Annotated in this window: 14 protein-coding genes and 1 pseudogene; 6 read left to right on the forward strand and 9 right to left on the reverse strand. The window is 59.2% G+C overall.

Features of this window, described 5'->3' with window-relative positions; all coding sequences use genetic code 11:
- Window positions 1-173: 173 nt before the first annotated feature.
- Together AB4Y35_RS18160 and AB4Y35_RS18165 are read left to right on the forward strand one after the other, a co-directional pair.
- On the forward strand, window positions 174-2213 hold the full coding sequence (locus tag AB4Y35_RS18160; protein ID WP_368705306.1) for an FUSC family protein: 2040 nt from the start codon (window positions 174-176) through the stop codon (window positions 2211-2213).
- Between the two features lie 70 nt (window positions 2214-2283).
- Window positions 2284-3225, forward strand: coding sequence for a LysR family transcriptional regulator (locus AB4Y35_RS18165; protein WP_368705307.1), 942 nt, complete (start codon window positions 2284-2286; stop codon window positions 3223-3225).
- Between the two features lie 168 nt (window positions 3226-3393).
- Here the strand turns inward: AB4Y35_RS18165 and AB4Y35_RS18170 are convergent, their stop codons facing one another.
- A complete protein-coding gene (locus AB4Y35_RS18170; RefSeq protein WP_368705308.1) occupies window positions 3394-4401 on the reverse strand; it encodes a LysR family transcriptional regulator in 1008 nt (335 codons plus the stop codon).
- 142 nt (window positions 4402-4543) lie between these two features.
- Window positions 4544-5467: an enoyl-CoA hydratase/isomerase family protein gene (locus AB4Y35_RS18175; RefSeq protein WP_368705309.1), complete on the reverse strand. Its 924-nt coding sequence runs from the start codon at window positions 5465-5467 to the stop codon at window positions 4544-4546.
- A 518-nt stretch (window positions 5468-5985) separates the two neighbouring features.
- Between AB4Y35_RS18175 and AB4Y35_RS18180 the strand changes: the two genes are divergently transcribed.
- From AB4Y35_RS18180 to AB4Y35_RS18195, 4 genes are all read left to right on the forward strand, one after another.
- Complete coding sequence (locus AB4Y35_RS18180; protein WP_368705310.1) at window positions 5986-6288, forward strand: 3-keto-5-aminohexanoate cleavage protein; 303 nt, start codon at window positions 5986-5988, stop codon at window positions 6286-6288.
- Window positions 6194-6598 (forward strand): 3-keto-5-aminohexanoate cleavage protein, encoded by a 405-nt coding sequence (locus AB4Y35_RS18185; RefSeq protein WP_368705311.1) that lies wholly within the window; start codon window positions 6194-6196, stop codon window positions 6596-6598. The genes AB4Y35_RS18180 and AB4Y35_RS18185 overlap by 95 nt, the downstream gene beginning before the upstream one ends.
- 57 nt (window positions 6599-6655) lie before the next feature.
- Complete coding sequence (locus tag AB4Y35_RS18190; protein ID WP_368705433.1) at window positions 6656-6844, forward strand: 3-keto-5-aminohexanoate cleavage protein; 189 nt, start codon at window positions 6656-6658, stop codon at window positions 6842-6844.
- Between the two features lie 126 nt (window positions 6845-6970).
- Complete coding sequence (locus AB4Y35_RS18195) at window positions 6971-7735, forward strand: TetR/AcrR family transcriptional regulator (protein WP_368705312.1); 765 nt, start codon at window positions 6971-6973, stop codon at window positions 7733-7735.
- Window positions 7736-7792: 57 nt separating this feature from the next.
- On the opposite strand, the pseudogene AB4Y35_RS18200 reads toward AB4Y35_RS18195, so the two are convergent.
- From AB4Y35_RS18200 to AB4Y35_RS18230, 7 genes and pseudogenes are all read right to left on the reverse strand, one after another.
- Window positions 7793-8210, reverse strand: a pseudogene (locus AB4Y35_RS18200) (helix-turn-helix domain-containing protein); the annotation flags it as partial.
- A 105-nt stretch (window positions 8211-8315) separates the two neighbouring features.
- Complete coding sequence (locus AB4Y35_RS18205; RefSeq protein ID WP_368701978.1) at window positions 8316-8750, reverse strand: hypothetical protein; 435 nt, start codon at window positions 8748-8750, stop codon at window positions 8316-8318.
- Window positions 8751-8805: 55 nt separating this feature from the next.
- Window positions 8806-9408, reverse strand: coding sequence for a DUF3331 domain-containing protein (locus AB4Y35_RS18210; RefSeq protein WP_368705434.1), 603 nt, complete (start codon window positions 9406-9408; stop codon window positions 8806-8808).
- Between the two features lie 34 nt (window positions 9409-9442).
- Window positions 9443-9892, reverse strand: coding sequence for a hypothetical protein (locus AB4Y35_RS18215; RefSeq protein ID WP_368705313.1), 450 nt, complete (start codon window positions 9890-9892; stop codon window positions 9443-9445).
- A gap of 396 nt (window positions 9893-10288) precedes the next feature.
- Window positions 10289-11752, reverse strand: a complete 1464-nt coding sequence (locus AB4Y35_RS18220) for an alginate export family protein (protein ID WP_368701981.1) — start codon at window positions 11750-11752, stop codon at window positions 10289-10291.
- An 89-nt stretch (window positions 11753-11841) separates the two neighbouring features.
- On the reverse strand, window positions 11842-12606 hold the full coding sequence (locus tag AB4Y35_RS18225; protein ID WP_368701982.1) for a YoaK family protein: 765 nt from the start codon (window positions 12604-12606) through the stop codon (window positions 11842-11844).
- A gap of 99 nt (window positions 12607-12705) precedes the next feature.
- Complete coding sequence (locus tag AB4Y35_RS18230; protein WP_368705314.1) at window positions 12706-13623, reverse strand: glyoxalase; 918 nt, start codon at window positions 13621-13623, stop codon at window positions 12706-12708.
- Window positions 13624-13645 lie beyond the last annotated feature (22 nt).

The following is a 13645-nucleotide window of genomic DNA, read 5'->3' on the forward strand; positions in this document are numbered from 1 at the left end:
CTGCGCCCAGATGACGCTTCGGCCAACGCCAGCAAGCGCACCGCATGACAGGCACGCGCTCCAGCGTCCAACATGCGCTACCGCATTTCCGAAGCGCATGTCGGTTGCACCGCGCAAAGAGGCTCCCCCGCTGATGAAGTTGTTGACCGGCTCCCCGGTGAGTTCCGCTTAGTATGAAAATCCATCGTTGCAAATTGCCCGATTTAACTGCGCTCGGCACAGCACTGCGTCGCTCACTGCCGGGTGTGCCCTGGGCCTCCATAGCTTTTGCCGTACGCACCACAGCGGCGTCGTTGATCGCACTCTACATTGCCTTTCGGATGAACCTGGACGATCCGAAATGGGCGGCAACGACCGTATGGATCGTAGCTCAAGGTAATCGGGGAATGAGCCTCTCGAAAAGTCAGTACCGGATTCTCGGCACGACAGTGGGTGCAGTGGCGGCGCTCGCACTGATCGCACTTTTTGCGCAGACGCCGGAATTGTTTGTACTTTCGCTTGCCGCGTGGATCGGCCTTTGCACCGGCGTGGCGACTTCATCGAGAAATTTCCGCGCCTATGCCGGGGTACTTGCGGGCTACACTGCTGCAATCATTGCCGTGAGCGCAGCGTCTGCCCCGTCAAATGCCTTCAATCTGGCAGTAGCCCGCTTTCTATACGTGATCCTTGGCATTCTGGTCGAGGCGACGCTGACGACGATCTTCGCACCGGGCGAACCGGTACGCGAAGTTCGTGAAAGCCTTGGCCGATACGTAAAGCAGGCAGCAGATGTCTGCGCAAAAGTGCTCCGCCGCAAGCCTGACGGCCTCGCAATTCACAGGCTTTTCGCGGGTGCGCTCGAGTTGGACACCACTGCCGAATATGCCGCAGCGACATCGTTGACTGTGCGACGGAAGATAGGCCACTTGCGGGCCGTAGCACTTGCTGTACTTTCACAACTGGCGGCTGCACAGACGCTAAGCGAGCAGTTGACCCAACGTCCTGACATCAAGGACGAACTCATCGAAGAAACCGCGCAACTACTGGAACGCGTTGCCATGGCTCCGGCCAGACTGGACGCCGAAGTCGTGGCTGCGACGTCAGCGGTCGACTCGGCGCTGCTGGTAGAAGCAGACGCGTCAGGCGAATCATTCACTCCCCGGCTGCTCGTTTTGAACCGTCTACGCTTGCTTCTGGCCGCGCTCAATGAAGTTCTCACGCGCACAGCGCAGATGGAGCGGACCGATGCACCGACAGCGCGTCCAGACTTTGCCTGGCATCGCGATCCCGTCCTCGCCTGGCACAATGGGATTCGGGCGTTTGTCGCGGTACTGGCCGCGTCGGCATTCTGGATTTTCAGCGCCTGGCCGTCCGGTGCAGGCTTTGTGACGATCGTTGGGGTGGTCAGTGCGCTGTTCGCCACTCGCCCGAACCCCGTGGATGGTGCGCTCGGCTTCCTGAAGGGCGCGGCATGCGCAGCACTTGCGGGGGCACTGTGCAACTTCGTCTTGCTACCGGCAGTGTCGGGCTTCGTCCTGCTCGCATACATCGCTGGTTTCTTTATGGTCTGTGCGGGCCTCGCCATGCGTAATCCTCGCACGGCAGCCATCGGCAGTGGTTTCGCGCTTTTTTTCTGGAATTTTATCTCGCCGGTCAACTCCACACGGATCAATGACGCCTCGTTCCTCAATAGCGCGATCGCGACTTTACTCGGCATCGCATGCGGCACGGCGATATTCGCGATTCTGTTTCCGAGGGATCCAGAGGCCATTCGAGCCCGGTTACACCGCGCGGTCCGCCGGGATCTGGCCGAGATGGCTCGCAGCCCACGGGAATGGAACGCAGACGCATGGCTGAGCCGGACCGCCGACAGGTTGAGTCGCCTGCTTGCGATCGGGAGTGCGGTACCACGAGCGAGTAAAGAGAGCGATCTTCGGGGGCTGGTTGCGGCATGGACCATTGGCGATAGCTTGCTGGCTCTGCGTGACTTTGCTGCGAAGCATTCGGCTGCGCGCAGACCCGTAAGTGTTGTCCTGAAGCGGCTCCAACGCTTCGATGTCGGGCGACTCGTAAGCGTATGCGATGCGGCCGCAAGGCGACTGAAACGACAAGGCCGCGAACTGTCGGACACGGACAGGCGGGAGCTATTGCGCGGCGCCATCCTCATGCAAACAATCGCTGACGCTGCAAATGCACACGCGGATTTTCTTCGCGGTCGGATGACAGCGCCCTGAAATGTGCGCACAGAAGAACTCGTGCTGAAACGGGCACACCACTAACTTCGGGGTTTCTCTACGGATGAGTATGGATACGTTTCAAAAGATGAAAGCGTTTGCACGTGTGGTTGAAGCCGGAGGCTTCACCGCCGCGGCCGCGCGTCTGGATTTGACAGCAGGTCAGGTTTCGCGTGCTGTCACTGAGCTGGAACAACGTCTGCGCACGCGGCTCCTCTATCGCACGACCCGCAAGATTGTGCTGACGGAGGCCGGAAAGCGATATCTGCACCGGTGCTACCAGATTCTGGACTACGTCGACGAGGCCGAAGCAGAGGCATCAAATGCGCATGTGCTTCCGTCCGGGCGCTTGCGTGTGCACGCCACTGCGAGTTTCGGTCAGCATTACGTGATGCCCGCTGTTATGCGCTATCAAAAACGGTACCCACACGTTGCTGTCGAGCTGACCCTGTCTCAGCATGTTCCTGACCTCCTCGAAGAGGGTTACGATGTCTCGGTTCAACTCAGTCGGACCGAACTACCGAGTTCCAGTTCGGTAGCTGTTCGAGTCGGCAACTCCTATAGTATCTTGTGCGCCTCGCCCTCATATCTTGCCGACCGTGGAACCCCAAGTTCGGTTGCCGCGCTTGCCGACCATACGTGCTTGCAGACGACCAGTCTGACACTTCCCTCGTCACGTTGGGATCTGGTCGGGCCAAATGGCAGGGAAGTTTTCGAGCTGCATTCATCACCCTTTCGGGTCAATATCGCTGAAGCGATGGCTTTCGCCCTACGCGATGGTTTAGGCATTGGCGCACTGCCGCTGTGGACTGCATTGCCCTGGTTGCGCGACGGCACCCTGATCCGTGTGCTGCCCACATACCGCCTGAGTGAGATGCAGATTCATGCACTTTACCCTTCCCGCGAGTATCTGGATGCCAAGATAAGGAGCTGGATCGACTTTTTGCGGGAGTCCGTTCCCCAAATGATCGACGACGACGAGCCGGCAACGAATATACCGCGCTCACACTGACGCGCCGTCTAGCATATAGGGTTAGCGCTGAAGGCTCGATTACCAGAACGGGAGGATCGCATGGTAGCCCTGCTTGAAAAGGTCGAGCGCCGGAATGTCACGACGTTTCGGTGCCTTCACGGCGTGGTTCTCGGGTGGCTCGGGACCACCCATTGCCTGAAATGTCCGTCAAGCGGCCTTTAAACCGTCATCGCTTTCGGTGCCGGCCTTGGTCCCATTGGAATCATCGTGATGCGAATGTGCTGGCGTGCAGCACGACAAGAGCAGCTCGGCATCCTGTGAGGCAATTCTCGCGCTTAGCTCTTGCTTGATGAAATCCACGAAGGTGCGGATCGTTGCGCGCACGTAGCGACGCGAAGGATAAACAGCATATACGTTCAAGGGTGGCAACTGCAGCCGCGGCAATACCCGAACCAGCATTCCGACCCGAAGATCGTCGATTGCGCAATAGACTGGCAGCACGCCAATGCCCGCACCCGCCCGCAATGCCGCGCGCATTGCTTCCGGATCAGTGAACTTTAGACGCATGCTCACAGCATCCAACAAAGGCGCGCGGTCCGTGGGCAGCACTAGCCAACCATCCGACGTGGTTGGCACTAGCAACTGCGCGCAAGCATGTCCTGCCAGGTCGCCCTCCGAGAGCAGAGGACGCATCTTCAGGTATGACGGTGCGGCCACTAGCACGCCATGGATTGTGGCCACCACCTGACTGACGTAGTCGGAGTCAGGAAGCGCCTTTGCCGCGATCACCGATATGTCGAACTGTTCTTCGACGAGCCGTGGCAACGTCGGCGACGATGTCAGGTCGACCTCCACCTTTGGGAAGCGCCTTTGGTAGTCAACGATGCAAGCAGCGAGATGTGCCTTCCCAAGACCAGCTATTGTGTGAACGCGAAGCAGGCCGGTCGGCTCTTTCGCTGCATCGCTGGCTTCGGCATCGGCGCAGTCGAGGTCGGCGAGAATCTGTGCGCAGTGGTGGAAATAGCGCTCACCCACTTCGGTGAGCCTGATACGGCGCGTCGACCGGTCAAACAATCTGGCGTGCAAATCATCTTCAAGTTCCGAAACGACGCGCGAGACGTACGCGACGCTGCAATCGAGAACGTTGGCCGCGGCCGTAATACCCCCGGCTTCGCCGACGCGCAGAAACACGCGCAACATACGGATCTTGTCCATCTTACTCCACCAATTGTGCTGACAATTACAGGGCGACTTCGCGACTGGATTGACAAGAAACAGCGTTGTACCGGCACTCGTTTGTACGGACCGTCACCGCCAGCTTTTCTGAATCAGATCGATCATGTCGTCGCTCCGATGTTCACGACATACTCGCTGGTCTCGATCGCATTGCGCGCTGAAATCCTTGCGGCTGCCTTCGGTTCCGCGCCCCATGTTCAAGCCGAGTAGCGGCGGCTCGTACGAAACGATCGTAAACGCGCTGAACGGGGCGAGATTCACCAGCCCGTCCGCCGATCGGCTTGTGATTCAGGCAATCGGCCGGGGGACGACAATCGCATTGAGCAGTTTGTATCGCTCGGGAGCTTCGAGATCGGCTAAGTACAGTTCCACAGATCTGCCGTGCATCCGCCGCGGCGATGCCGCCTCGAGCTGACAGATTGGCCAGCTGCTTGATACCTTTGAGTGCAACGGTCGGAGCTGCTGCGAGTTGCCGTGCCCATGACATCGATACCGAAGGCAGTTCCGATTCGGCTGCGACGAAATTGATGACGCCCCATCGCGCGAGCGACGCCGGGTCGTGCCTGCGCCCGAACATGGCCATTTCCTTGACCGGTGCGGGACCCACGCGCTGCACGAGACGCTGCACACCACCCGGAGGCGGGAGCAGGCCGAGCGAGGCTTCTGCCATTCCGAAGAATGCCGTGTCCGCGGCCACAGTGATGTCGCAGGTCAGCGCGAGTTCGAAGCCCCGGCCGAGCGCGCCACCATGCACCGCAGCGACAGTGGGAACAGGTATGTTCTCGAGCGCATCGAGCAACGATTCGAACGAGGCCTCGTCATGTCGCCTGGCGCCGGCACCGTCCCCAAAACCTGCAACATCGGCGCCGGCGCAAAAATGACGCATCGCACTACGCAGCAAGATCGCCCGGCAACCCTGTTTGATGGCACGCGCGTACGTACCGAGCAGATCTGTCATGAAGGAGGTCCCGATCAGATTGTGTGGCGGGTTAGACATCGTGACGACGCCCACCGCGCCATCCGTTTCATACAAAACAGTGCTCATTTCTCGTCCTGCATGGGGGCCGGGGGTGTTACCGGCGGGTTGATCACAAGATCATCTCGAGAGATGCGAACGCAAGATGACAGGCCTGCAATATGTGGCCCTAGAGATAGTGACTGTCGTGCACGCCGCCAGGAATCGCTTCTCACGACTTAATCCTAACGCCGTTAATATCGATAACAATACGGGTATTCCCGAGGCGTGAAGGGTTAGCGCTCCAACATCACCGATTCCAGGATGCGCTGGTGCGTGTGTCGCTGCGTTAAACGCACTAAACAGCGCCATTTACCGGGAAATTCGACATCTTTTTACCGATGCGCAAAGCGCCATGACTGGCAGCTGTGGAAAACGCATTCCGGCCCCGTGCGTGGATGTCCGTCGATCCCCCTCGACCGCGAGCATAACGGTGTTAATATGTGATCGAGCGCCCAGCCCTTGAGTTGCGCCGGCGAGATAGCAAGAGATATCCGGATTAATGCCCCGATCTACCCTCTGAGTGACCACTACGCTGGACAAAACGATTGTTACTTGGGCACTTACTGGAAACGGCGATACGGCGCGCCTCAACCCCGCTGGAGCAAATCGCCAATGAGGCCATCGCTGCATGTGAGGCCGGCGCGAGCATTGCGCACACTCATGTCCGTCACCCCGCGACCGGCGCGCCAAGTACCGACCTGTCTCTCTACAGGGAGGTTGTTTTCAAGGATCCGCGGAAGCGGATGTCCGATCTTGATCAATCTGACGACCGGGCCGGGCGGAGGCTTCTATCCAACCGACGAGGATCCGAACAGGGGAAGCCCGGAGAGCACGATGATGACGCCTGAGGCGCGCGTCCAGCATGTACTCGAATTGCGTCCGGAAATTTGCAGCCTTGGCGTAGCGACCATGAATTTTGGCAAGCGCGTGTTCGTCAACGTGCCCGACCATCTGGTTAAAATGGCTTCCCTTGTCGAAAGTGCAGGCGTAAGGCCGGAGATCGAGGTCTTTTCTTGGGCACGTGCGCCTCGCGCGTCATCTGATCGAAACACAAGGTGTCCTTCAGTCTCCCCTCTTCCAACTGTGCCTTGGAGTGCCAATGGGTGCGGACGCCGACATAGAGGCTCTGCTGATGATGAGGCGCTATTTGCCCGATAACGCGGTTGGTCGGCGTTCGGCATTTCGCGAGCCCAATTTTCGACAGTGTCTCAAAGTGTGATTCCTGGAGGGCACGTTCGTGTCGGTCCCGAGGACAACCTTTATCTCGGAAAAGGGGAACTCGCGCCGGGTAACGCAGCGCTGGTCAAACGTGCGGTCAGTATCATCGAAAGCATTGGCGCCGAAGTCGCCACCCCCGACGAGGCGCGCTCCGTACTCGGCCTGCAGCCTCGACGGCTAAACTAGCCGGCCACCCGGCGACGATGCTTGATACGGCCACCGCGGCATCATTTCAATGTTGGCGCCGTAACCCACGCGCTACCCGATTGGGGCCCGTTTCACCACAGATCGATTCGGTGTTAAGATTCTGGCATGGAAGAGACCGCAAGAACCAAACGCACGGCCAGAGCCGGAACCAACGCCCGACGCAAAGCAGCAGGGGTCGAGGAAGCCACGGCCAATCCTCCCGCTGCGAACCGTTCCCGTACGCCAAAGAACAGGACGGAGGCTGAGGTTGCTGAACCACGCCCGTATCACCACGGTAACCTCCGTGAGGATCTCGTACGATGTGGCAAGCAGCAACTCAGCGAGGTGGGTCTTGCCGAGTTGAGCATGCGGCGTATTGCAAGCACCGTGGGTGTATCGCAGGTCGCACCCAAGCATCACTTCGGAAACAAGGAAGGCTTGCTGGCCGCCATTGCGGCGAGCGGCTTCCGGGATCTCACAGAGTTCCGCTTTTCCCGGCTTCGCCCCAACATGTCTGCCGAGCAGCGACTGCGATCGCTGTTGTCGAACTATGTGGCATTCGCGGCGCTTCATCCGACGCTGTTCCACCTGATGTTCTCACCGCAATTCCGCTCGCCTCAGGTGCATGCCGAACTCGACGACTCCGCGCGCCAGTGTTACCACACGCTCGTCCGGGCTGCGGCGGACTACCTCGCCGAACAGGGCAAGGCGGACGAGGCGAAAGCGTTTAGCGTGGCGCGTATAGCATGGATGTGCGTGCACGGTGTAGCGACTATGACGGTCGACTTCAGGATCAACCCTTTGGGCGCGCCAAAAGTCACTTCGGAGCAACTCACCAATCAGACGCTCGACGTGATATTTGCGGGTATCCGCGGGCTGAACGGAATGTAGCCGCGACTGTGACGGCGGCGCGAGTTGGCGCGCCTGGCGCGAGGCGGTCTCGCCCGGTCAAGAACCTTCCGCAAGCACGGGCGACGCAAGCGTGGACCTAAGGTTGAGCATGTCGCCGCCCGCGTTGCGTCGAAACGCGGGCGGCGGTTGCCCGAATATGCGCAGGAACGCTTCGCGCATTCTCCGAGGATCGGACAAGCCCGTCTCAACGGCAATCTCATCCATAGTGTGTCGGCTTTCCTTGAGCATCAGGCGCGCTGCCTCGAGACGCAATCGTTCGACGGGCCTTCGCCCGAGTCTGTCCGGTTTTCGTCCGAAACGCGCGGCTAAACTGCCGCGGACTCAACCGCGCGCCTTCCGCCAATTGTTTAACTGAAAGAGGCTCTGCGAGATTTTTCTTCGCGTACGTCAGCACCGCCTGAATGCGATCCGACTTCGGCTTCAGCTCTGGCGGCGCCGAATGCTACGACTGCCCCCTGTCCGCCAGTTCGACTTCCTAAGGCCTGCTACCCGTCTGCGTCACACGTCACGCATGGTCTCGACGCCGCCTGGATCTCCCAACCATTAACGGTTGGCGCGGCTATTTTTGACAAACGACGGCGGTCATGACGAGTGGCATCACCTCCTTCACGGTCGCGGGACTTCCGATCTCGTGAATGCGTTCGCCTACCGCGTCTTTTCCTGCCATGACAACGACCCCGTACACCTCGTTGGTCGCCCCACCGCTACCGTTCTGACTGAACATATCGTCGTTGGGAGAAAAGCCGAATACAGCCGAGACCTTGAATCCCAGTGCTGTTAGATCACCTGTTGTCCTCGGCTGATATGCATTGACCGAGTTGTCCGACACTCTCATCGGCTTCGAACCGATCTCCTGAGCGTCGACCAGTTGCTTGATGAACTCGTGCGCACCCGACTGACAATCCAGCCTCGCATCCAGCTCATGTGCATGGATCATGTTCGAATATAACGACAGGCCAATAGAGAAACATCGAAGCCATTTTGAACTTTTCACTTTTCATACCTCCCCGGGCGTGCATGTGAAAAAGCAATCTCACTCATGCGTACGGTCAAACCGACGGGACAAAGGTTACGCCATGTACTCCATCAGTCCGAGCCGCAACGTGTCGGTCACGACGTTGAATAGCGCTTGTCGGTGGCGTCAGGCCATCAGCCTCATGAAACGAGAAGTGAATCTCAGGCACGACTGCCGCTAGTATCATCCGATCACGATTCGGGGGTACATTCGATTTACGCGCACGAGGCTGGAATACGCGATTGCCAGGACAAATGCGCATGCCTGTCAACGCGCAGATGGACGGTTTGCGCGCAACACCTTTGCGCCACACCTGATCGGCATAGTGTCCGGATTGTGGATCGCTCCAGCAGACACTGAGCGTTTGCGACGTAAGCTGCTCGACAATTGAAATACGGGCGACCACGGGTTCGCCAACAACAGGTTCGATTGTCCGGGGTGCCGTGCCGCCGCTCCGGCGAAATCTGCCTTTACGGGTCTCTGTGTCCGCAGTGGACGCCGACGCGAACGATTCAGGCCTCAAAAGAGCTATCAGTGTGCGTCGAACGATGTCGTTTTCATTTCGACAAGTCATACCTCCACCTCTTCTGCTGTAATCTGTCTCATCTGGCTCTGCGACGGGTAGCACGCTGAACATTGACAGCAATGCCGGCTCATTACGCCCGATAAGCTCATTTTTCTTCGTTGACTGTGCGGTTAAGCACGCTCAGCCGCTCGCCAACACCGTCTCTCCTCATCGCTGCGACTGCGAGTGATGCAACGCATGCGGCTTTGCTAATGCATTCAACCGTCGAGAAGAGTGCAATGGGAATGCAGCGCGTGTACTCAAGAGGTAATGCCGGCGTTATGGCGAGTACGCTCGCTCCGCAGATGAAGGCAAACACTTGACGAGCAAACCGCAAGTTGGCGATGGCGGCCGCACCAATGACGCACATGAGCACCTTCGACGTCACCAAGGCGAGCAGCGAGGTGGAATTGATCGTTCCGATGAGTTCCAGCGGTGCCTCAATCAGTGCCCAGCCGCAGACGAAAATGACAGATGTTTTGAACAGGCGCGCCAATCCGATGGCATCTGCCGGGACAGGTTGCGAAAAGAAATTCACGTAATCCATCGCGTTCATTAACCTGGCTGCTTTTCGGGAATCACAGGAATCCGTCCTGAGCGGAACGTGCGCCTTCATACGCAAACGCAACGACGATGACTAGGTTTGGGGATGAACAGCTGATGCCATAAACCGCCGGCTAGGCACCCGCCCCTGCAATAACCGAAAAACGAACGTCGGTGCTTTGACGCATATCCGCGTCTGCCATCGGCCAAATTTAAGGTATGCCCAGCGCAGCCGCAATTGCACTTTAGGTGCAGGGCGAAACGGGGAAGTCATCAGACTGGCAAACATGCTGCATGGATACACTCTTGTGCCAACGCTCCCACGTGTGCGTCTTCTTCAGCGGATTCCCGCGGTCTGATCTCAGATACATCTGCCATGATTTCTCCTCCTTGGCCTGGTGTCATGTAGCTACCATCCGTACTTCAGTTCTACGCCAATGTAATCTGCGTTCTTGCCACCTGCCTCGCGAATCGAGTTGCCTACCTGGAAGTGCACTGCTTCAACGGACCCGATCAGGTTCGCTGAAATGGTCCAGTCGGCACGCACCTGGGCATACATGCCCGTCCAATGGCTCCCATGTCCGGCTGTTCCCGGCACCACGGCATTGGCCTGCTGATAAACGGCGTCCGCGGTCGTCTCTCGCCACTGGAATCCAAGTGCACCGAGCAACGTGAGAGTATTCGTCGGCTTGAGCATGATGGAAGGCTTGATGTGAATCAGGTTCGCATAGCCCGTGTAGCCCGCAAGCGTGAAGTAGTACCCGTTCGGAAAGAGCGGATTGAACGTTTCGACCCGCCCATCACCGGGATGGCGGTCGCCCGACGCCGCATCGACTTGCACGCCCACGCGCGGGGTCCACGGCAGGTCCAGCGTGTAGCCAGCCAGCGAGCCAACCGCCCACGCGCTGATGGTCTTGGTACCGATGTGCCCCGATTGGTACATCGACTCCACATCCCAGTCGGCGCGGCCGACCTTGCCTGAGTAGCGAAGGTCGAAGACGTCGCGATGCTCGTCGCCCGTCGCATCCAGAAAGTGCGCGTTCGAGCGGTTATATCTTGAGTAGTAGCCGGAGAGATCGCCGGGTCCGACGCCCTGCCGCTCAAAACGCACACCGCTGAACGTCAGGTGCCGGTTGGAGAAATCGTCGAATGCCGTCACGTCGCGGTACTGCACGGGCTGGGTCAGGTAGCCGATGAAACGCCATTTCTGATACTCGTAATCCACCCAGACGGCGTCGTACGCTTGCCTCACATTAGGCCCGTCGCGAACGGAAATAAACCGTTGCAGATCGAACGCCATCTCCTGGCGGCCAACGCGGAACTTCAGCGTGCCGGGCCCGAATGGACCTGCCCAAGCGACGAAGGCCTGTTCCAGGTCAAGCGGATTTTTGTCGACAGGCGTCACCGTGTCCTTGCCGAAGGGCCTCGCATCTTCGAGTTGCGCAAAGAACTGGAGATACGGGCCAATACGCGCATCAGCACTGACCTCCGCACGCTGTATCACGTACGTATCCGGATGCCCCATGCCGATGCCGAAGAGCGGCGCATCGTTGACCTCCAGTCGCTCACGCAGATTCGCGCCGAGCGACAGATACGAATGGGGATCGCCACCTAGCGGAATGTATTTGAGGCTGTCGAGCGGTTGTCGGGGCACGCAGTCTTCTGCAAGCACAGACCAGTCTTCCTGCCAGCGGTTGAACTCCACTACAGGCCGTTTCGCGGTGCATTCGGCGGCCGGGGTATCGGCGGTTGCCGGTTCCTGCGTGCTCGCCCGCGCGTTGCCGCTCGACGCCAGCACCAGGGCGCCAATGAGAATGGCAACGTACGCAAGCGCGCCCACACCTGCGAACGGCCAAGGCCACGCACGCGTCATAGCATCTCCGTGTCGTGAGACGGGTGCGATCGGATGCGCGCCATACCCGTCAGGGGATATCTGAAATGTGATCCGTGCTGCCCGATCGATCAAACGCGCTCGCTGTGACAGTCGGCAGCACGGCCAGGCCTGGCCGGCTTTTTCCTCGCGTCTGTCGCCGTTGCGGAGGCATCCAGTTGCGTCTGTGCGCCGCGTGCAGTCCTCAAAGCCAGACACAAGAGCGCAATGCAGGGCAGCAGCAATGCCGAGAACCCTACGTGCTGATACGCGAGTGCGCCAAGGATTGCTCCAGTTGCAAACGCGAGAATTGTCGGCAACATCTTCCCCAGACGCGTTCGCGCGACCGTTCGCGCGTCGGATGGCATCTTTTGGGACAGGATGTCGACCGTATCGAGCACGGCTTGCGTAACGTTGCCCGTCATCACGGTGTTGGGCACGCCGGGACGCGGGACAAGGCGGTCGTGCGCATTCTGTACGCCCATTGCCGCGGCGCCGATCATCCCGCAAACAATGACGGGCGTGCCATTCGCATGCACAACGGGCGAGACGCCAACACCCGCGAGGCAAAAAGCCAGCATGAGGGAGGCCTGGAAAATGTAGAGAACGCACCCCGCCCGGTTGGAGGTCGCGGGTTCGACGCGCTTCACAATCACGCTGCTGACGGCGACGCCTGAGACGAACGCAGGGAATGCCATCAGCTTCATGAACGCGCCCTGGCCGAACCCTGCCGCCTCAGCACCGATCAGTACGAAGTTGCCCGTTACGTGTGCGGTGAACAGCCCGAATAGCGCCACAAAGCTGAGCGTATCCACATAGCCCGCAATGCCTGCGAGCAGGTTGTCTTCAGAATTCATCGCTCGTGTCCCGTCCCAGGAATGGCATCGGATCGAACTGCGTGGACACGCTCGCCAAACATCGCTGTGTCGGCAAGCAGCTGACGCTTCTCGCCAAACTCACTGCGCAGTTGTATGAATCTCGGCAATGTAACCACCCGGGAACTGCACCAGTGCCGCTTCACGCTGATCGGAAGTGAACGGCGGAACCAGCACTGTCACTCCAGCCGCCTTTGCCTTTCGCAGCGTGTCGCTGAGATTCGTCACTTCATAGCCCGTCATCTCGCGGCCAAAGGGATAAGGCAGGTGCCCATCTGTCACGAGCACCGTCATCTTGCCGAATCCCGACTCGATTCGCACACGCCGGTACGTCCCGCCCGGTTGGCCAATCTCGACGCCAGGCGCGTTGCGATCATCGGACACGACCTTGCCATGCGAAAAGGCGACGAAGTTGCGAATCAGCATATTGGCGCGCGCAGGCGACACGTACACCCGGTTCTCTGGCACCGTCTGCAAAGCAGCGTAGTTCGGCGCCTGGGTGTGCCAGTACAGTTGCATGCTGACGCCGCCCGGCCAGGTGATGATCGCGTCGCGGCCGATCGGATCGGGGAACGTCGTCACAACGGCGTCAGCGTGGTGTCGTGTAGCCGATTTGACGGCGGCGTCGATGTCGGACACGAGATACCCTGTGCGCTCGCTGCCGAACGGATACGGGACAGGGGTCTTGAAGCCGAACACCGACAGCGTGCCGACCGGCGTGAAGACAAGTTGCGACATCGTCTGGCTCGGCGCGGGCGTTACCTGAAAAACGCCCTTCTGAGACTTGTGACCGCCGAAAGTCGCAACGACACTATCGGTGAACTTGTCGAAGTCTTCCGGCGCGACATAGACATGCGTGGTGTCATATTGTGGCCCCACCGCGATATGCGGTTCTGCAACGGGATGTGGAATTTTCGGCGGTGCGGCCAACGTGACCGACGACGCCGCGAGAAGAATGATGGCGAGCGCGGTCACTGCCTGGGAACGGAGGTTACGCATGGTGTTGAGCGTCCTTTGAAGT

The sequence above is a fragment of the Paraburkholderia sp. EG286A genome (assembly GCF_040965375.1).
Classification (GTDB): domain Bacteria; phylum Pseudomonadota; class Gammaproteobacteria; order Burkholderiales; family Burkholderiaceae; genus Paraburkholderia.